Annotated in this window: 15 protein-coding genes and 3 tRNA genes; 5 read left to right on the top strand and 13 right to left on the bottom strand. The window is 67.6% G+C overall.

The genetic code is table 11. The features are described 5' to 3' along the window. Positions 1-125: 125 nt before the first annotated feature. The 4 genes from WS75_RS04225 to gltX all read right to left on the bottom strand — a co-directional run bounded on the left by WS75_RS04225 (position 126) and on the right by gltX (position 2,114). Positions 126-202, bottom strand: a tRNA-Asp gene (locus WS75_RS04225). A gap of 83 nt (positions 203-285) precedes the next feature. Then, positions 286-361, bottom strand: a tRNA-Glu gene (locus WS75_RS04230). 140 nt (positions 362-501) lie between these two features. Further along, positions 502-577: transfer RNA gene (locus WS75_RS04235), tRNA-Ala, on the bottom strand. 127 nt (positions 578-704) lie between these two features. Next, positions 705-2,114: a glutamate--tRNA ligase gene (gltX, locus tag WS75_RS04240; RefSeq protein WP_059599476.1), complete on the bottom strand. Its 1,410-nt coding sequence runs from the start codon at positions 2,112-2,114 to the stop codon at positions 705-707. Between the two features lie 280 nt (positions 2,115-2,394). Between gltX and WS75_RS04245 the strand changes: the two genes are divergently transcribed. Next, positions 2,395-3,321, top strand: a complete 927-nt coding sequence (locus WS75_RS04245; RefSeq protein ID WP_059679314.1) for a patatin-like phospholipase family protein — start codon at positions 2,395-2,397, stop codon at positions 3,319-3,321. A 140-nt stretch (positions 3,322-3,461) separates the two neighbouring features. On the opposite strand, the gene WS75_RS04250 is transcribed toward WS75_RS04245, so the two are convergent. From WS75_RS04250 to WS75_RS04275, 6 genes are all read right to left on the bottom strand, one after another. Further along, positions 3,462-4,136 (bottom strand): C40 family peptidase, encoded by a 675-nt coding sequence (locus WS75_RS04250; protein WP_059679315.1) that lies wholly within the window; start codon positions 4,134-4,136, stop codon positions 3,462-3,464. 128 nt (positions 4,137-4,264) lie between these two features. After that, positions 4,265-5,887 carry an ABC transporter ATP-binding protein gene (locus tag WS75_RS04255; RefSeq protein ID WP_059679316.1) on the bottom strand — a complete coding sequence of 541 codons (1,623 nt, stop codon included), beginning with the start codon at positions 5,885-5,887 and terminating at the stop codon, positions 4,265-4,267. Continuing rightward, complete coding sequence (locus WS75_RS04260; protein ID WP_059679317.1) at positions 5,884-6,981, bottom strand: ABC transporter permease; 1,098 nt, start codon at positions 6,979-6,981, stop codon at positions 5,884-5,886. Before WS75_RS04260 ends, WS75_RS04255 begins: the two co-directional genes overlap by 4 nt. Positions 6,982-7,056: 75 nt before the next feature. Beyond that, positions 7,057-8,100, bottom strand: a complete 1,044-nt coding sequence (locus tag WS75_RS04265; RefSeq protein ID WP_059679318.1) for a microcin C ABC transporter permease YejB — start codon at positions 8,098-8,100, stop codon at positions 7,057-7,059. A gap of 52 nt (positions 8,101-8,152) precedes the next feature. Beyond that, positions 8,153-10,036 carry an extracellular solute-binding protein gene (locus WS75_RS04270; protein ID WP_059679319.1) on the bottom strand — a complete coding sequence of 628 codons (1,884 nt, stop codon included), beginning with the start codon at positions 10,034-10,036 and terminating at the stop codon, positions 8,153-8,155. A gap of 181 nt (positions 10,037-10,217) precedes the next feature. After that, positions 10,218-10,586, bottom strand: coding sequence for a hypothetical protein (locus WS75_RS04275; RefSeq protein ID WP_059679360.1), 369 nt, complete (start codon positions 10,584-10,586; stop codon positions 10,218-10,220). A gap of 341 nt (positions 10,587-10,927) precedes the next feature. Between WS75_RS04275 and WS75_RS04280 the strand changes: the two genes are divergently transcribed. The 4 genes from WS75_RS04280 to WS75_RS04295 all read left to right on the top strand — a co-directional run bounded on the left by WS75_RS04280 (position 10,928) and on the right by WS75_RS04295 (position 17,087). After that, entirely contained in the window at positions 10,928-14,146 is a 3,219-nt protein-coding gene (locus WS75_RS04280; protein WP_059679320.1) for an efflux RND transporter permease subunit, read from the top strand. Continuing rightward, the gene (locus WS75_RS04285) at positions 14,136-15,311 is read left to right on the top strand and encodes an efflux RND transporter periplasmic adaptor subunit (RefSeq protein ID WP_059679321.1); all 1,176 of its coding nucleotides are present in this window, start codon (positions 14,136-14,138) and stop codon (positions 15,309-15,311) included. Before WS75_RS04280 ends, WS75_RS04285 begins: the two co-directional genes overlap by 11 nt. Continuing rightward, positions 15,304-16,719, top strand: coding sequence for an efflux transporter outer membrane subunit (locus tag WS75_RS04290; RefSeq protein WP_059679322.1), 1,416 nt, complete (start codon positions 15,304-15,306; stop codon positions 16,717-16,719). Before WS75_RS04285 ends, WS75_RS04290 begins: the two co-directional genes overlap by 8 nt. Before the next feature lie 110 nt (positions 16,720-16,829). Then, on the top strand, positions 16,830-17,087 hold the full coding sequence (locus WS75_RS04295; RefSeq protein ID WP_059679323.1) for a DUF4148 domain-containing protein: 258 nt from the start codon (positions 16,830-16,832) through the stop codon (positions 17,085-17,087). A 78-nt stretch (positions 17,088-17,165) separates the two neighbouring features. On the opposite strand, the gene WS75_RS04300 is transcribed toward WS75_RS04295, so the two are convergent. Genes WS75_RS04300 through WS75_RS04310 form a run of 3 tightly spaced genes read right to left on the bottom strand, consistent with a single transcriptional unit; the run spans position 17,166 to position 19,927 of the window. Then, complete coding sequence (locus tag WS75_RS04300; RefSeq protein WP_059679324.1) at positions 17,166-17,831, bottom strand: response regulator transcription factor; 666 nt, start codon at positions 17,829-17,831, stop codon at positions 17,166-17,168. 18 nt (positions 17,832-17,849) lie between these two features. Further along, positions 17,850-19,241 (bottom strand): sensor histidine kinase, encoded by a 1,392-nt coding sequence (locus tag WS75_RS04305; RefSeq protein ID WP_059679361.1) that lies wholly within the window; start codon positions 19,239-19,241, stop codon positions 17,850-17,852. 11 nt (positions 19,242-19,252) lie between these two features. Then, positions 19,253-19,927 carry a response regulator transcription factor gene (locus WS75_RS04310; RefSeq protein WP_059679325.1) on the bottom strand — a complete coding sequence of 225 codons (675 nt, stop codon included), beginning with the start codon at positions 19,925-19,927 and terminating at the stop codon, positions 19,253-19,255. Positions 19,928-20,040 lie beyond the last annotated feature (113 nt).

The following is a 20,040-nucleotide window of genomic DNA, read 5'->3' on the forward strand; positions in this document are numbered from 1 at the left end:
GGATTCGAACCCCTGTACTCACCGTGAAAGGGTGATGTCCTAGGCCTCTAGACGAAGGGGACAACGTACTGCTTACACCTTTAATACAAAAGCCCGCTCAAAAACGTCTTGAACGGGCTTCGTTCTGGCGGAGCGGACGGGACTCGAACCCGCGACCCCCGGCGTGACAGGCCGGTATTCTAACCGACTGAACTACCGCTCCAACTTTCTGCACCGTTACCTGCAGGACGTCGGTTACGTTCCTGCAAGCCTCGCGACACTTCTTCTACGAAACGCCGCTGAATCTGGCGTCCCCTAGGGGATTCGAACCCCTGTACTCACCGTGAAAGGGTGATGTCCTAGGCCTCTAGACGAAGGGGACATAATCTTTTCAGATCTGTCTGACTTTCGCTATTCACTCATCATCAACAGCGAAGGCCGAAATTCTAACTGCTTTAAATCATTTTGTGAAGCATTTATTACTACCACCACTGCTTCGCAAATCAATTCATTCTGCTCTGATGGTGGAGGTAAGCGGGATCGAACCGCTGACCTCTTGCATGCCATGCAAGCGCTCTCCCAGCTGAGCTATACCCCCTTGCAGAACAGAAATGAGATTATATGGACCGAATTTGAACTTGTAAATACCCTTTTTGCGATTCGAGCGAATTTTTTTGCGAAGCCGCCGTGACGTCATGCACGGGCGGCTTCGCGCCGCCCCAAACTCAGGCCAGCGCACCCTCGATACGCGACACCACGATGTCGCGACCGAACAGTACGAGCACCGCGTCGATCGACGGCGTGTGCGTCGTGCCCGCCACCAGCAGGCGCACCGGCATCGCGAGCTGCGGCATCTTCAGCTTGTGCGCGCCGAGCGTCGCCTTCAACGCGGCGGACACCGCTTCCTTCGTCCAGTCGGCTGCCTTCAGCGCGGCGACGAGATCGGCCAGCGCCGGGCGCACCGCGTCGGTCACGTGCTGCGCGAGCGCGTCGGCGTCCGGCGCCGGCACACGGTAGAACATCGCGGCGCCTTCGGCGATCTCCTTGACCGTCGTCGCGCGATCCTTCATCAGGCCGACCACCGCGTCAAGCGCCGGGCCCGTCGCAATCGCCGCGTCGTCGATGCCGAGCGCCGCGAGGAACGGTTTCGCCAGCGCGGCGAGGCGCGCGTTGTCCGCTTCCTTGATGTAATGGGCGTTCAGCCAGCTCAGCTTGCTGTGATCGTATTGCGCGGGCGACTTGCCGAGATGCTCGAGGTCGAACCATTCGACGAACTGCTCGCGCGAGAAGATTTCGGCGTCGCCGTGCGACCAGCCGAGACGCGCGAGGTAGTTGACGACCGCCTCCGGCAGGAAGCCCGCGTCGCGATACGCCATCACGCTCATCGCGCCATGCCGCTTGCTCATCTTCTCGCCCTGCTCGTTCAGCACGGTCGGCAGGTGCGCATAGACGGGCGGCTCGCCGCCGAGCGCGCGCAGGATGTTGATCTGGCGCGGCGTGTTGTTCACATGGTCGTCGCCACGGATCACGTGCGTGATGTTCATGTCCATGTCGTCCACAACCACGCAGAAGTTGTAGATCGGCGTGCCGTCCGGACGCGCGATCACGAGGTCGTCGAGCTCCTCGTTCGAGATCTCGACACGCCCCTTCACCGCGTCGTCCCACACGACCGTGCCGGTCAGCGGGTTGCGGAACCGCAGCACGGGCTTCACACCGGCCGGCGGCTCGGGCAGGACCTTGCCCGGCTCCGGACGCCACGTGCCGTCGTAGCGCGGCTTGAGGCCGGCCTCGCGCTGGCGTTCGCGCAGCGCGTCGAGTTCCTCGGCCGACATGTAGCACGGGTACGCGAGCCCCTGCTCGAGCATCTGCGCGAGCACCGCGCGATAGCGGTCCATCCGCTGCATCTGGTAGATCGGGCCTTCGTCGAAATCCAGGCCGAGCCACTGCATCCCCTCGAGGATCGCGTCGACGGCTTCCTGCGACGAGCGCTCGACGTCGGTATCCTCGATACGCAGCACGAACGTGCCTTTCATCTTGCGCGCGAACGCCCACGGATAGAGCGCGGAGCGGATGTTGCCGAGGTGGATGAAGCCGGTGGGACTCGGCGCGAAGCGGGTACGGACAGGACGGGTCATAAACGGTAACTCGAACGCCTGGGGCGCATGAATGATTCGACGCGGGATCGACGGCGACAGCCCGGACAGCAATGGGGCCGGCCGCGCCCGGAACGGGAAAGAAGCCGGAATTATACTCGCGCCGGTCTTCGCGCCAAGCGCGCCGCTTGCTTTATGATGTGCGCGCCGCGGCCGCCAGCCGGCGCCGCGCCGGCCGCCCGGTTTCTGCCGCACGGCCGCTCGGAACCTATCGCCGCCGCGGGCCGCCCGGCCCGCCGCCAAGCCGCCGGAGAACCACACGATGTCGTCCCCTCGCCTGTCGCGCCGTCACTTCACGATCGCATGCGCATCCGCCAGCCTCGCCGCTTGCACCTCGTTCGGCGACAAGTCCCGCCCCGACAACGCCGCGAATCCCGCGCAGTCGCGCGAGAAGCCCGTGAAGATTGGCATCGCGCTCGGCGGCGGGGCCGCCCGCGGCTTCTCGCACATTGGCGTGCTGAAAGCGCTGGAGGCGCGCGGCATCCCGGTCGAGATCGTCGCCGGCACGAGCGCGGGCTCGGTGGTCGGCGCACTGTACGCGTCGGGGATGAGCGGGCTGCAAATCAACAAGATCGCGCTCGACATGGATCAGGCGGCGATCAGCGACTGGGCGCTGCCGTTCCGCTCGCGCGGGCTGCTGCAGGGCATCGCGCTGCAGAACTTCCTGAACAAGACACTCAACAACCGGCCGATCGAAAAGATGGCGAAGCCGCTCGGCGTCGTCGCGACCGACCTGCAGAACGGCCAGCCGATTCTGTTCCAGCAGGGCAATACGGGGCTTGCAGTGCGCGCGTCGTGCAGCGTGCCGTCGGTGTTCGAGCCCGTGAAGATCGGCAACCGCGAATACGTCGACGGCGGTCTCGTGAGCCCGGTGCCCGCGTCGTTCGCGCGCAAGATGGGCGCGAACTTCGTGATCGCGGTCGACATCTCGTCGCGACCTGACGGCGCGGCGACCTCCAACCCGATCGAGATGCTGCTGCAGACTTTCACGATCATGGGTCAGACGATCAAGACCTACGAGCTCGACAAATACGCGGACGTCGTGATTCGCCCGAACCTCGCGGCGATGGGCGGCAGCGACTTCAACCAGCGCAACGCGGCCATCCTCGCGGGCGAGGAAGCGGTCGCGCGCATCATGCCCGAGTTGCAGCGCAAGCTTGCGGCAGCCCGCGGGGCAGCAGCGGCATAAGCGGACGCATCGTGGAACGCGGCGTGTAACGGGCCGCCCGCAGGCGCCCCCAACCCGCCGCTTCCGCGCGCCCCAAAACAAAAAACCCTGCCTCCTTTCGGTGACAGGGTTTTTTTGATCCGGCCGACCGCCGGCGGGCGTCAGTTGTTGCCGTTCGCCGCGTCGTCGCCGATCGTCGCGCGCACGCGCTGGCGCAGGTCGTCGGCCTTCATCGGGAACGCCGATTCGATTCGGCGCGCACCGGTGAAACGCTTTTCCCAGTAGCCGCTGTCGAGATCGTCGACGCGAACCGTGCTGCCCGTCGACGGCGAATGCACGAACTTGTTGTCGCCGATGTAGATGCCGACGTGCGAGAACGTACGGCGCATCGTGTTGAAGAACACGAGGTCGCCCGGCTTCAGGTTGCTCATGCTGACCTTCTCGCCGACGCGGCTCATCTCTTCCGCGCGACGCGGCAGCGACATGCCGAGGGTGTCCTGGAACACGTAGCGCACGAAGCCACTGCAATCGAGGCCGGAATCCGGCGAGTTGCCGCCCCAGCGGTAGCGCACGCCGATCATGTTCAGCGCGCCGACGACCACGTCGCCTGCCTTGCCGGCCATGCCGGCGAGGAACGACTTCGCGCCGCCGCTCGACGGCTGCGCGCTGGTCTGCTGGAGGGACGAATTCGACCCGATTTGAGTCGAATTCGTGACATTCTGGTTAAAACTGCTGACTTCGTCGGCGAACGCGCCGGGAGCTGCTGCGAACAGGGCGCCGATGAACAGTCCGGCGAGGGTGCGCGCGCATGCCTGGGTCAGGGATCGATGCTGCATTGGTCGATGGAATGTGCTTAAAAATCAGCTGATTGGCGGAAAATTTCGGTCGATACTAGCCAGCGCGTAATCGTTTGTCAAAACAAATTAAAAAATACAATCGAGATAGTCAGACCATTGGACGCTTATCACGCTTTCCAGACCGCTTTCAACAGCTTTTGTGTGTAAGGATGTGACGGTCTCGTGAAGATATCGGCCACGTCCCCGGACTCGACGATCGCCCCGCCCTGCATCACCGCGACCCGATGCGCCATCGCGCCGATCACCTCCAGATCGTGGCTGATGAATACATAGCCGAGGTTGTATTTCTGTTGCAAATTCGCGAGCAGTTTCAGCACCTGCTGCTGGATCGACACGTCGAGCGCGGAAGTCGGTTCGTCGAGGATCAGGATGCGCGGCTCCAGCACGAGCGCGCGCGCGATTGCGATCCGCTGGCGCTGCCCGCCCGAGAATTCGTGCGGATAGCGATGCAGCACCGTGCGGTCGAGGCCGACTTCGCGCAGCACGGCCAGCGACTTCGCGCGGCGCGCGTCCGGCGTCAGCTCCGGGCGATGCAGTTCGAGCCCCTCGCCTACGATCCGCTCGATCGTGTGACGCGGCGACAGCGAGCTGAATGGATCCTGAAAGACGACCTGCATGTTCGAGCGCAGCGCGGTCTGTTCGCGGCCGCGGTAGGTCGACAGCGCACGCCCCTGGAATTCGATCTCGCCGTGCACCGTCCGTTGCAGCCCGAGCAGCGCCATCGCGAGCGTCGACTTCCCCGAACCGGATTCGCCGACGATCCCGAGCGTCTCGCCCTGCCGCACCGACACGGACACGTCCGCGACCGCCGTCACGGGCATCGTGCCGAACCAGCCCGCGAAGCCCGGCCGCTTGCGCGCGAACTGCACGCTGACGTGACGCGCTTCGAGCACGACGGGCGCGATCGGCAGCACCGACGCGACCGTGCGCTGCGGCCGGCTATTCAGCAGCCGCCGGGTGTACGGATGCTCCGGCTCCGCGAAGATCCGCTCGACCGGCCCGCTTTCGACCAGCTTGCCGCGCTCCATCACCGCGACCCGCTCGGCGAAGTGGCGCACGAGGTTGAGGTCATGCGTGATCAGCAGAACCGCCATCCCGCGCTTTTCCGCCTCCTCGCGCTGCAACTCGAGCAGCAGATCGACGATCTGCGCGCGGATCGTCACGTCGAGCGCCGTGGTCGGCTCGTCCGCGAGCAAGAGGCGCGGTCGGCACGCGAGCGCCATCGCGATCATCGCGCGCTGCCGCTGGCCGCCCGACAACTGATGCGGGTAACTGTCGACGCGCTTCTCCGGCTCCGCGATGCCGGTGCGCGCGAGCAGCGCAATCGCGCGCTTGCGCGCCTCCCCCGCCGTCACGCCGTCGTGCAGCACAATCGTCTCGCCGATCTGCGCGCCGATCGTGTACAGCGGGTTGAGCGCCGTCATCGGCTCCTGGAAGATCATCGCGATGTCCGAGCCGCGCAGCCCGCGCATCTCGCGCTCGCTCTTGCCGGCGAGGTCGTGCCCGGCGAAGCGGATCGTGCCGCTCACGTCGGCGTCGCGCAGCAGCCGCAGGATCGACAGCGCGGTCACGCTCTTGCCCGACCCCGACTCGCCGACGAGCGCGACGCGCTCGCCGCGGCCGATCGCGAGCGTCACGTCGTCGACGGCCACCGTGTCGCCGAAGCGCACGTGCAGATGCTCGAGCGACAGCAGCGGTTCGCCCGCGTTCGAGACGAACGTATCGCTCATCGCTGGCCTCCTGCCGCGCGCACCGAGTCGGCGATCCGCGTGTCGAGCGCGTTGCGCAGCGCGTCGCCCATGAAGGTCAGCAACAGCAGCGTCGTGACCAGCACGCCGAACGTCGACAGCGAGATCCACCACGCGTCGAGATTGCCCTTGCCCTGCGCGAGCAGCTCGCCGAGGCTCGGCGTCGGTGGCGGCACGCCAAGCCCGAGAAAGTCGAGGCTCGTGAGCGCGAGGATCGCACCGCTCATCCGGAACGGCAGGAACGTGATCACGGGCGTCATGCTGTTCGGCAGCACGTGGCGCCAGATGATCTGCCAGTTCGTGAGCCCCATCGCGCGGGCCGCCCGCACGTAGTCCTGCGTGCGGTTGCGCAGGAACTCGGCACGCACGTAGTCGGCCAGGCCGATCCAGCCGAACAGCGACAGCAGCACGATCAGCAGCAGGAAGCTCGGCTCGAAGATCGACGCGAAGATGATCAGCAGGTACAGCTCGGGCAGCGAACTCCAGATCTCGATCAGCCGTTGCCCGACGATGTCGATGCGTCCGCCGAAGAAGCCCTGCACTGCGCCCGCGGCGATCCCGAGCAGCGTGCCGATCGCGGTCAGGATCAGCCCGAACTCGACCGACACGCGGAACCCGTACACGAGCCGCGCGAGCAGGTCGCGCCCCTGCGCGTCGGTGCCGAGCCAGTTCGCGCGCGACGGCGGCGCCGGATTCGGCACGGTCGAAAAGTAATTCAGCGTGTCGTAGTAATAGCGGTTCGGCGGATAGACGACGAAGTTGCCCGGTGCCTCGAGCCGCTTGCGGACATACGGATCGAGATAGTCGGCCGGCGTCGGGAAGTCGCCGCCGAAGGTCGTCTCCGGATACGCATGGAACATCGGGAAATAGGTCTGGCCGTCGTAGCGCACGACGAGCGGCTTGTCGTTCGACCATAGCGGTGCCGCGAGGCTCGCGGCGAACGCGATCGCAAAGATGACGAAGCTCCAGTAGCCGAGGCGCTGCTGGCGAAAGCGCTGCCAGACGCGGCGCGCGGGCGATGGTGACACGCGCGCGCGCGCCGCGTCGATGCGGGACGACACGACGGCCCGGTTCATCGCGCACCTCGCCCGGCGAGCGCGGGCAGGCGTACAGGCGCAACGGCTGGCGGCGTGCTGGCGGACGGTTTCATGTCAGCGCTCCAGATTGTCGAATTGAATGCGCGGGTCGACCCACACGTAGCAGAGGTCGGAGATCAGCTTGGTCGCGAGCCCGATCAGCGTGAACAGGTACAGCGTGCCGAGCACGACCGGATAGTCGCGCCGCACGACCGACTCGTACGACAGCAGCCCGAGGCCGTCGAGCGAGAACAGCGTCTCGATCAGCAGGCTTCCCGTGAAGAACGCGCCGATGAACGCGGCTGGAAACCCGACGATCAGCGGCAGCATCGCGTTGCGGAATACGTGCTTCCACAGCACGGTGCGCTCGGCGAGCCCTTTCGCGCGCGCGGTCAGCACGTACTGTTTGCGGATTTCGTCGAGGAACGCGTTCTTCGTGAGCATCGTGATGACCGCGAAACTGCCGACGACCGATGCGGTGATCGGCAGCGCGATGTGCCACAAATAGTCGAGCACCTTGCCGGCGAGCGACAGCTGCGAAAAGTTGTCCGACGTGAGCCCGCGCAGCGGAAACAACTGCCAGAACGACCCGCCACCGAACAGCACGAGCAACAGCACGCCGAGCACGAAGCCCGGAATCGCGTAGCCGACCAGCACGATGAGGCTCGTCGCGACATCGAACGGCGAACCGTTGCGAACGGCCTTCGCGATGCCGAGCGGCACGGAGATCAGATAGGTGAGAAAGAACGTCCACAATCCGATGCTGATCGACACCGGCAGCTTCTGCACGATCAGCGACCACACGCTCTGGTGGCGGAAGTAGCTATCGCCGAGATCGAAGCGCGCGAAGCGCTTCAGCATCAGCCAGTAACGCTCGAGCGGTGGCTTGTCGAAGCCGTACAGCGCCTTGAGCTGCGCGAGCTGCTGCGCGTCGACGCCGGTATGCGCACGCATCCCGAACGGCGCCGCGCCCTGCTCCGTCGCGCCCTTGCGCAGTTCCTGCACGGCCTGTTCGACCGGGCCGCCCGGCACGAACTGGATCACCGCGAACGTGAGCGTGAGCACGCCGACGAGCGTCGGGATCATCAGCAGCAGGCGTTTGAGGATGTAGCTCCACATAGGGCGTCGACTCGCGATCGATAGGCTGGGTTGAACGAAGGGCCGGCAGGCTTCAGTGATCGGGCTTGGCCCACCAGGTCGACACGACCCAGCCCTCGGCCGAATAGTACAGCGGCAGCGTCTGCGGATAGCCGAGCGTGCGCTTGTATGCGATCCGGTGCGTGGTGCTGTACCACTGCGGGACCGCGTAATAGCCATGCATCAGCACGCGATCGAGCGCATGCGTCGCGTCGAGCAGGTCGTCGCGCGTCTGCGCGGCGCCGAGCGCATGCAGCAGCGTGTCGACGGCCGGCGACTTCAGGCCGATGATATTGTCGGAGCCCGGTTCGTCCGCGAACTTGCTGGCGTAGCGCGAGAACTGCTCGGCGCCCGGCACCTGCACGCCCGGCAGGCGGACCGTCGTCATGTCGTAGTCGAACGCGTCGAGCCGCTTCTGCAGCAGCGCGTAATCGGCCGTGCGAAAGCGCGCGTCGATGCCGAGCTTCGCGAGATTGCGCTGGTAGGCGGTCACGACGCCCTCCATCGCCGCGCCCGAATCGTCGAGAATCTCGAACGTGAACGGCTCGCCCTGCGAGTTGCGCAACGCGCCGTCGCGGTAGGTCCAGCCGGCCTGTGCGAGCAGCGCGCGCGCCTTCAGCAGATTCGCGCGCAGCGAGCCCGGCGGGTTCGTGTTCGGCTGCGTGACCATCGGCCCGAACACGGCCGGGTCCAGCTGCGCGCGCAATGGCTCCAGCAGTTTCAGCTCGCCCGGGCCCGGCGTACCGGTCGCCTGCAGGTCGGTATCGGCGAAATAGCTGTCGAGGCGCGTATACGCGCTATAGAACAGCTGGCGGTTCAGCCATTCGAAGTCGAACGCGAGATCGAGCGCCTGGCGCACGCGCACGTCGCGAAACTGCGGGCGGCGCAGGTTCATGAAGAAGCCCTGCATGCCCGCGCCGTTGTGCTGGCGGAATTCGCGCTTGACGAGCTCGCCGCTGTCGAAGCGCTTGCCGACGTCCCGTCGCGTCCAGTTGCGCGCGATGTATTCGACCAGCACGTCGTACTCGCCGGCCTTGAACGCCTCGAGCCGCGCGACGCCGTCGCCGTACAGCTTGTAGACGATCCGCTCGAAGTTGTCGGTGCCGATCCGCACCGGCAGATCGGCGCCCCAGTACTCGGGATTGCGCCGGTACGTAATGGTGCGGCCGTTGTCGTAGCGCTCGATCAGGTACGGGCCGCTGCCGATCGGCTGCTCGAACGCGAGCTGGTCGAACGGAATCCGCGAACCGTCCGCGCGCAGCCCCCACTTGCGCGAGAACACCGGCACGCCGCCGGCGATCAGCGGCAGCTCGCGGTTCGCGCTACGGAATTCGAAGCGCACGGTCGAAGGGTCGACCACCACGGCCTTCGCGATTTCAGCGAAATATGCGCCGAACTGCGGTGCGGCCAGCTTGCTCTTCAGCGTGTCGAACGAGAACCGGACGTCCTCGGCCGTGACCGGATCGCCGTTCGAGAAGCGCGCGCGCGGGTTCAGGTGGAACGTGACCGAGCGGCGGTCCGGCGCGATCGCGATGTCGTCGGCGAGCAGCCCGTAGGCGGATGACGGTTCGTCCATGCTGCCGGTCGCAAGGCTCTCGAACAACATGTCGATGCCCGGCGCCGGGTTGCCGCGCATCGTGAACGGATTGAACTTGTCGAACGACGTCAGCCGGTTCGGGTTCGCGAGCACGAGCGTGCCGCCCTTCGGCGCGTCCGGGTTCACGTAGTCGAAATGCTTGAAGCCCGGCGGATATTTCGGCTCGCCGTACTGCGCGATCGCATGGGCCGCGTGCGCGGCCGTCGCGGCGAGCACCGCCTGTATTGCCCATGCTGCCGCCGTGCGGCCGGCGGCACGTACTGCACGCGCGGCGCCAAAGCGGGTGCGCGCGGCGGCGGCCCGGGGCGAACCCTTCGTCATAGAGGCCCTGTCGGTCGATTGAGGGATGGAACGTGGGTCGATTCTACCCATTCAATTCGACGTCGAGCCAGCCCGCGGCTTTTCGCGCGTCGCGCCAACGCATCGCGGCTGCCGCGCGCGGCCCGCGCGGGCAAAAGAAAACCGCCACGCGGGCGGTCTTCTTCTCATGCGCGCATGTCGATCAACGCCAGCCGTTGTGGCGGCCATTATCCCAATGACCGTGATCGCGATCGCGATCGCCGCCCCAGCCGCGGCCATGATGGCGATACCACTCGTCGCGGCCCCAGTAGCGGCGGCCGTCCCAGTAACGATCGCCGTGCCAGCCGATCACGATCGCCGGTGCCGGCGCGTAGACGGGCGCCGGTGCATACACGGGCGCCGGCTGGTAGACGACCGGCGGAGGCGGCGGCGCATACACGGGCGCGGGCGCGACGTAGACCGGGGCCGGCACGCCGACGTTGATCCCGACATTGACTCCCGCCATTGCTGCGCCCGACACGAGCAAGGCCGTCATACCGGTCAAGAGCGAGGCAATACGCAAAGTCTTCATGGATTCCTCTTCGAGTTGTTTCATGTGTGATTCGACTATAGCGACAAGCGCCGTCCCGGCATATTTCAAGTTTGTAAGAACTGATGCGCGGGATGGCAGCCGGAAGCGCCGCTAACGTCTTGTAACAATTAACGGCTCGCGGCCGTACCCAACCGCCCAAGTGTCCTTGCCGCGCCGGCCGGCCTCTTCGTCCTTTCCGCCCGTTCCTAAAACATCTTTCATCCTGGCCCGCGCCCGGCGTTAAGCGGCGCCACGCACACTGCGCGAGCCGATGCGGGCTCACGCCGCGCTTCGGCATCTCGCTGACAGGCCGGCGCCCCGCGCCGGCGGAGACTTCGCCGATGCTGAAACTCGTCCGACTCGCGCTCGCGCGCCCCTATACATTCATCGTGCTAGCGCTGCTGATTCTGATCGCGGGACCGCTCGCGGCGCTGCGCACGCCGACCGACATTTTCCCCGACATCCGGATTCCGGTCATCAGCGTCGTGTGGAATTACGCGGGCCTGCAGCCGGCCGACATGGCCGGGCGCATCGTCACCTACTATGAACGCACGCTCGGCACGACGGTCAACGACGTCGCGCACATCGAGTCGCAGTCGTTCCGCAGCTTCGGGATCGTCAAGATCTTCTTCCAGCCGAGCGTCGACATCCGCACGGCAACCGCGCAGGTCACGTCGATCTCGCAGACGGTGCTCAAGCAGATGCCGCCCGGCACCACGCCGCCGCAGATTCTCAACTACAACGCGTCGACCGTGCCCGTGCTGCAGCTGGCGCTGACGAGCGACACGCTGAACGAGCAACAGCTTGGCGACTATGCGACCAACGTGATCCGGCCGCAGCTGCTGTCGGTCGCCGGCGTCGCGATTCCGTCGCCGTATGGCGGCAAGGTGCGTCAGGTGCAGATCGACCTCGATCCGCAAGCGCTGCAGGCGAAGGGGCTGTCCGCGCAGGACGTCGCGATCGCGCTCGCGCAGCAGAACCAGATCATCCCGGCCGGCACGCAGAAGATCGGCCGCTTCGAGTACAACATCCGCCTCAACGACAGCCCGTTGACCATCGACCAGCTCAACGCGCTGCCGATCCGGACCGTCAACGGCGCGGTGATCTTCATGCGCGACGTCGCGCACGTGCGCGACGGCTTTCCGCCGCAAGGCAACATCGTGCGCGTCGACGGCCGCCGCGCGGTGCTGATGAGCGTACTGAAAAGCGGCTCGGCGTCGACGCTCGACATCATCGCCGGCGTGAAGGCGCAATTGCCGCGCATCGAGGCAACGCTGCCGCCGTCGCTCAGGCTCGTCGTGATGGGCGACCAGTCGGTGTTCGTCAAGGGCGCCGTGAGCGGCGTCGCGCGCGAAGGGCTGATCGCCGCTGCGCTCACGTCCGCGATGATCCTGCTGTTCCTCGGCAGCTGGCGCTCGACGCTGATCATCGCCGCGTCCATTCCGCTCGCGGTGCTGGCGGCGATCGCCGCGCTCGCCGCCGCCGGCGAGACGCTCAACGTGATGACGCTCGGCGGGCTCGCGCTCGCGGTCGGCATTCTCGTCGACGATGCGACCGTCACGATCGAGAACGTGAACTGGCATCTCGAACAGGGCAAGAACGTCCGCGACGCGATCCTCGACGGCGCGTCGCAGATCGTCGCGCCCGCGTTCGTGTCGCTGCTGTGCATCTGCATCGTGTTCGTTCCGATGCTGCTGCTCGACGGCGTCGCGCGCTTCCTGTTCGTGCCGATGGCCGAAGCCGTGATCTTCGCGATGATTGCGTCGTTCGTGCTGTCGCGCACGTTCGTGCCGATGATGGCGCGCTATCTGCTGCGCCCGCACGCCGCCCATCCGGCGGCCGTGCTCGCGCCGCACGGCGCGCCATTCCCGACGCCGCAATCGCGCAATCCGCCCGTCGCGTTCCAGCAGGGATTCGAGCGCCGCTTCGCGGCCTTGCGCACCCGCTACCGTGCCGTGCTCGGCCTCGCGCTCGCGCATCGCGCGCGCTTCGTCGTGCTGTTTCTCACGGCGGTCGCGCTGTCGTTCGTCCTGGTGCCGGGGCTCGGCCGCAACTTCTTCCCGTCGGTCGACGCCGGCGAAATCGCGCTGCACGTGCGCGCGCCGATCGGTACGCGCATCGAGGAGACGGCCGCGCTGTTCGATCGCGTCGAGCGCACGGTGCGCGGCGTCGTGCCGCCGCGCGCGCTCGCGAGCATCGTCGACAACATGGGGCTGCCGAACAGCGGGATCAACCTCACGTACAGCAACAGTGGCACGATCGGCCCGCAGGACGGCGACATCCTCGTGTCGCTCACCGGCGACCATGCGCCGACCGCCGACTACGTGAAGAAGCTGCGCACCGTGCTGCCGCGCGCGTTCCCCGGCGTCACGTTCTCGTTCCTGCCTGCCGACATCGTCAGCCAGATCCTCAACTTCGGCGCGCCCGCGCCGATCGACGTACAGGTGACGGGCCCCGATCCCGCGGCAAACCATGCGTATGCGACCGAGCTGCTGCGGCGCATCCGCACGGTGCCGGGCATCGCCGACGCGCGCGTGCAGCAGGCGTCGACTTATCCGCAGTTCACGGTGTCGGTCGACCGCGCGCTCGCCGCGCAGCTCGGCATCACCGAGCAGGACGTCACCGATGCCGTCGTCGCGAGCCTGTCCGGCACGAGCCAGGTATCGCCGACCTACTGGCTCGATCCGCACAACGGCGTGTCCTACCCGATCGTCGCGCAGACACCCCAATACCGGATGACGTCGCTGTCGGACCTGCGCGCGCTGCCCGTCACGGGGCGCTCGGGTGCACCGCAATTGCTCGGCGGCCTCGCGACGATCGTACGCGGCCAGACCGACGCGGTCGTGTCGCACTACGACATCGCGCCGCTGGACGACATCTTCGCGACGACCCAGGACCGCGATCTCGGCGCGGTCAGCGCCGACATCGAGCGCGTGCTCCACGCAAGCGCGGCCGACCTGCCGAAGGGGTCGCGCGTGACCGTGCGCGGCCAGGTCCAGACGATGAGCAGCGCGTTCGGCGGGCTGCTCGCCGGCCTTGCCGGCGCGGTGCTGCTGATCTATCTGCTGATCGTCGTGAACTTCCATTCGTGGCGCGACGCGTTCGTGATCGTGAGCGCGCTGCCTGCGGCGCTCGCCGGCATCATGTGGATGCTGTTCGTCACGCGCACGCCGCTGTCGGTGCCGGCGCTGACGGGCGCGATCCTGTGCATGGGCGTCGCGACCGCGAACAGCATCCTGGTCGTCACGTTCGCGCGCGAGCGGCTCGCGCATACGGCCGACGCGACCGTCGCCGCGCTCGAGGCCGGTTTCACGCGCTTCCGGCCCGTGATGATGACCGCGCTCGCGATGATCATCGGCATGGCGCCGATGGCACTCGGTCTCGGCGACGGCGGCGAACAGAACGCGCCGCTCGGCCGCGCGGTGATCGGCGGCCTGCTCTGCGCGACCGTCGCGACGCTCGTGTTCGTGCCCGTCGTGTTCAGCCTCGTCCATCGGCACGATCCCGCGCCCGACTCCGCATCCCTGCCCCTTACTCCGGGAGAACAGCATGTCCACTGAATTCGACGTCCGCCCCCCCGCCACGCCGCGTTACCTGAAGCCGCTCGCGATCGCCGGCGTGATCGCGGCACTCGCCGCCGCCGCGGCCGGCGTCGTCGAACGCGCGCACGATGCGCGGGAAGTCGCCGCATGGACCGCCAGCCAGGCGATCCCGACCGTCGCGACGGTCGCGCCGCAGCCGGCCGCAGCCGACGCGCTGGTGCTGCCAGGTCGTCTCGACGCCTACGTCGACGCGCCGATCTACGCGCGCGTGCCCGGCTACCTGCATGCGTGGTACGTCGACATCGGCGCGCACGTGAAGGCCGGCCAGCTGCTCGCGTCGATCGACACGCCCGACCTCGACCAGCAGCTGCAGCAGGCGCGCGCCGACCTGCAAAGCGCGAATGCGAACGAACGGCTCGCGGCCGTCACCGCTGCGCGCTGGTCCGAAATGCTCGCGCAGGATTCGGTGTCGCGGCAGGAGGCCGACGAGAAGCGCAGCGATCTCGATGCGAAACGGGCGGCCGTGGCCGCCCGCACCGCGAACGTGCGGCGGCTCGAGGCGCTCGAATCGTTCAAGCGCCTCACCGCGCCGTTCGACGGCGTCGTGACCGCGCGCAAGACCGATGTCGGCGCGCTGATCGACGCGGGCAGCGGCAACGGCGCCGAACTCTTCACCATCTCGGATGCACGGCGGCTGCGGCTCTACGTCCATATTCCGCAGGACGACGCTGGCGCGATCCGTGCGGGCATGCATGCCGCGCTGACCGTCCCCGAGCGTCCCGGCACGACGTTCGATGCGACGCTCGCCGATTCCGCGCAGGCGATCGATCCGGCTTCCGGCACGCTGCTCGCGCAGTTCTCGATCGCGAACCCGGCAGGCACGCTGTTCCCGGGCGAATACGCGCAGGTACAGATTGCGATGGCCAACGCCGCGCACGCGCTGACGATTCCGGCGAGCACGCTGATCTTCCGCCACGACGGGTTGCAGATCGCCGTGCTCGACGCGACCGGGCATGCGCGCTTGCGCCACGTGGCGATCGCGACCGATCTCGGCACGCGCGTCGAGATCGCGTCTGGGCTCGCAGCGAGCGACCGCGTGATCGACAATCCGCCCGATTCGCTCGCGGACGGCGACCCGGTGCGCATCGCCGGCGCCACGACGACGGAGCCTGCGCATGGCTGACCGTACGCTCGCTGCATGGCTCGGCAGCGTCGCGCTGCTCGCCGGCTGTTCGTTCGCGCCAACGTATCACGCGCCGGCCGTGCCGGTGCCGGCCGCATTTCGCGAAACCGGCCCGTGGATCGATGCCGCCCCGGCCGATCGCCTGCCGCGCGACGGCTGGTGGCGCGTGTACGGCGACGCGACACTCGACCGGCTCGAGCCGCTCGTCGCACGCGCGAATCCGGACCTCGCCGCCGCCGTCGCACGGCACGACGAAGCGGCCGCACTGTTCGACGAGGCACATGCCGCGTTGCTGCCGACCATCGGCATCGGCGCCGAGACCGACCGCGACCGGCAGTCCGCGCGCCGGCCGCTGCGCGGCACCGGGCAGCCCGACGTCTACGAATCGAACACGCTCGACGCCGGGCTCGGCTACGACATCGATCTGTGGGGCAAGGTCCGCAACACGGTTGCCGCCAGCCGCGACAACGCGCAAGCCGCGGCCGATGATCTCGCATCCGTCCGGCTCAGCCTGCAGGCCCGCGTCGCCAGCACCTACTTCGATCTCGCGGGACTCGATCGTGAAGCGGACTCGCTCGCGCAGACGATCGATGCATATCGCCGTGCGTGGCAACTGACCGTCAGCCGCCATCGCGGCGGCCTCGCATCGGGGCTCGACGTATCGCGCGCGCAAACGCAGCTCGCGCTCGCGCAGGCTCGCGCATCCGACATCGCCGCACGCCGTGCGCTCGACGAGCATGCGATCGCCGTGCTCGTCGGCGTATCCGCGTCGACGTTCTCGCTGCCGGCCGCCACCGCGCTGCCCGCCGTTCCGTCGATTCCGACCGGACTCGCGTCGACGCTGCTCGAACGCCGCCCGGACATCGCCGCCGCGGAGCGCCGCGTCGCGGCCGCGAACGCTCGGATCGGCGTCGCGCGCGCCGCGTACTTCCCGGACCTGTCGCTCGGCCTCGACGCGGGTTTCCAGAGCGACACGTTCTCGCCGTGGCTCGCCGCACCGAACGAAATCTGGTCGATCGGGCCGCGGCTCGCGACGACACTGTTCGACGGCGGCCTGCGTGCGGCGGGCGTGCGCCACGCGCGCGCGCAGTTCGCCGAACAGGGCGCACGTTACCGAAGCGTCGTACTGGCGGCGTTCCGCGAAGTCGAGGACGATCTCGCGCTACTGCACCGGCTCGGAGACGAATCGGCCCAGGACGACACCGCGCTCGTCGCGGCGCGGCAGTCGCTTGCGCTTGCGATGTCGCGCTATCGCGACGGCGCCGTCAGCTATCTCGACGTGGTCACCGCGCAGACGACCGAGCTCGACACGCAGATCGCGGCGCTCGACGTCGATGCACGACGCCTGCAGGCGTCCGTCGCGCTCGTACGCGCGCTCGGCGGCGGCTGGCACGATGCGCGTTCATGAACGTTTCTTCATCGGCACGCCCGGCGCCTGACGCAACGCGCCCGATAACGTGTGGCCTGCCGGCTTCGCATTCGCGGCACCGGTCTCCACCCTTCGCAAAGGATCACGCCATGAAGATACTGCCGTTCGCCACCCTGCTCTGCGCCCTCTGTGTCGCGCTGCCCGGCCGTGCCGCCGCATCGCAATCCGCCGCGACGACCGCGCCGCGAACGCTTGCATCGGCTGCCTCCGCGCCGGCGTCATCGCGCGATGCGTGGAATGCGCCGCCGATGACGCCGCTCACGCGCGCCCAGGTCTATCGCGAACTCGTTCGCGCCCAGCGCGACGGCCAGCTCGCGCAGCTCAACCGCGCGCTTTATTCGCACTGATCGCGCCGCAACGGCGACGCCGCGTGCCATGCCGCCGGCGTCCGTTCGCCGTTCGCAAGCCCAAGCGATACCGCGTCGTCAACCGCCGGCATCGAACCTGAATCCGAATCGCGCAACCGTCTCGATGCGCGCGGAAAACGCGTGCGCGACGAGCTTGCGCCGCAGCCGCACGACCAGCGCATTGACGGTTTCCGGTTCGATGTCGGCGTCACCCCATGCGTAACGCAGCACGGCATCGCGCCCGACCGGCCGCCCGGCTTCGCGCAGCAGGCATTCGACGACACGGAATTCGCGTGCGCTGAGTGCCAGCCTGCGGCCGCGCTCCTCGAGCGCGCGCGTGGCCGCGTCGAGCCGCACCGACTCGCGCAACGCGATGACGCCCGCGCGACGCCACAGCGCCCGCAGGCGTTCGTGCAGTTCCACGAACGAACACGGCTGGGCAAGACACACGTCGCAGCCGGCCTGCAGCAGCCGCGCACGTCGTGCGGGCGTCGCACCGACGACGAGCGCGGCGATCGTCGCGCCGCTGGAGGATGCGGCAAGCCGCGGCAACATGTCGAGCAGCACGGCGCCGGCAGCCGCATCGGGTTCGACCACCACGATCGCGTCGAAGCGGTCCTGCGCCGCCGCGAAGCAGCCGTCGCGCCACGCGTCGACGCGCTCCACACCGTGCGTGCTTTCGCGGAACGCCTTGTCGAGCCGCGCCGCCTCAGGCGTCGGCGGTGAAATAAGCAGGATGCGCATGACCGTTTTCCCGCGTGCTCATCCGAGCGAGCGCGGCCAGCATTCGACCGTGATCGCCGTACCGACCGGCTGTGCATCGCCGATCCGCAGCGCGAAGCCATGCACGCGCATCACCGCCGACACGATGCTCAACCCGAGTCCCGAACCGTTCACGTGACGCGTGCGCTCGCCGCGATAGAAGCGCTCGAGCACCGCATCGCGCTCGCCCGGTGCGATCCCGGGCCCGGTGTCCTCGAACCGCACGACCGGGCCGTTCGGTGTCGCGTGGAGCGCGACGCGCACGCGACCGCCGGGCGGCGTGAACTTGATCGCGTTGTCCGCGAGATTGCTGAACGCCTCGAACAACAATGCGCGGTCGCCATGAATGCCGTCGACCGGCATCGCGTCAAGCCCGAATGCGACGCCTCCCGCTTCGGCGAGCGGCTCGTACAGCTCGCACACGTCGCGCAGCAATGCCGCGACGTCCACCACTGCGAACCCGCCGCGTCGGCTCAGCGTCCCGATCTCGGAGATGCGCAGCATCGCGCGAAAGCGCTCGAGCAGCCGGTCGGTTTCATCGCGCGCCGACGCGAGCAGTTGCGCCGACGCCGGATCGTGCGCGCAATGCGGCTGTTCGGCGAGCCGCGCCAGCATCGTATGCACGCGTGCGAGCGGTGTGCGCAGATCGTGCGCGATGCCGTCGCAGGTGTGACGCACCTCGCCCATCAGCCGCTCGACTTCGTCGAGCATGTGGTTCACGAGATGCGCGAGCAGGTCCAGCTCGTCGTAGCGGCCCACCGGCAACCGCTTGCCGAGATCGCCCTCGGCGATCTGTCGCGTGACGCGCCGGATCGCGGCGACGCGGCGCATCTGCCGCATGCCGAGCATGCTGCCGCCCGCGATGCCCGCGATCAGGATCAGCACGCCGCCGATCACGAGCCCGCGGATCGCGACTTCGCGAATCTGGATGAAATGCGACAGGTCGCGCGCGACCACCAGCGTCATCCCGTCGTCGCGGTGCACGGCCATCGCGCGCGTGATCGGCGCGGGCTGGCCGTCGAGCGGCACGAGCGTACGGTCGAGCGTGCGCCCGCGGCGATCCGTGCGCAGCGCGGGCGGCGTCGCGATGTCGCCGGCCACGCGGTGCCCGCTCGCGTCGAACAGCCCGTAGAAATTCGTATGCATGTGCTCGTGCTCGAGCCGGCGGTGAATCGCGAGCGGCAGCTCGGCGTCGGGGATCGAATCGAAGTAGATCAGTTGCCACGCGAGCACCTCGTCGGTGTCGCGCGTCATCGTGCGCGTCGCGGCGACGTTGATCACGCCCGCGAGCAGCAGCAGCGAAATCGAGAAGATCGCCGCGTACGCGCACAGCCAGCGAAACGTCGTCGTATGCCAGCGACGCGTGAAGTTCGCCGCACGGGCCGCATCCATCCGTGCCTCCGTCATCGGAGCATGTAGCCCGAGCCGCGCACGGTCTGGATCATCGGCACGGCACCCGGCGGGTCGATCTTCTTGCGCAGCCGCCCCATGTGGACATCGATCAGGTTGGTGCCCGGGTCGAAGTGATAGCCCCACACGGCTTCGAACAGCATCGTGCGCGTGATCGTCTGCCCCGCGTTGCGCATCATGAATTCGAGGACACGAAACTCGGTGGGCAGCAATGGAATCTCGTCGACGCCACGGCGCGCGCAGCGCGAAATGAGGTCGAGTTCGAGTGCGCCGACCGTCAACAGCGTCTGCTGCGGCACGCCCGAGGCCTGCCGGCGGCGCAACAACACTTCGATGCGCGCGCTCAGTTCGCCGGAATCGAACGGCTTGGTCAGGTAGTCGTCGCCGCCCGCGCGCAGCCCGCGGATGCGCTCGTCGACGTCGCCGAGCGCGCTCAGCATCAGCACCGGCGTATCGATGCCGACCGTGCGCATCGCGGTCAGGATCGCGAGCCCGTCAGCGCCGGGCAGCATCCGGTCTAGCGTGATCGCGTCGTAGGATGCGCTCATCGCGCGCATCATTCCCTCACGGCCGTTGTCGATCCAGTCGACCTCGAATCCGCGCGCGGTCAGCTCACCAACGATCTCGTTCGCGGTCACCGCATCGTCTTCGACCGTCAGTACTCGCATGCCCGTCCTCGCAATGGCTGTCACGACGCGCACACAGATGCGCGTGCAACTATCGTAGCCGTGTCGATCGCCGTCCGGCGTTAGATGAAAATAGCTTCATTCGGCATCGGGCG

It is taken from the genome of Burkholderia sp. FL-7-2-10-S1-D7 (assembly GCF_001524185.1).
Taxonomy (GTDB): domain Bacteria; phylum Pseudomonadota; class Gammaproteobacteria; order Burkholderiales; family Burkholderiaceae; genus Burkholderia; species Burkholderia diffusa.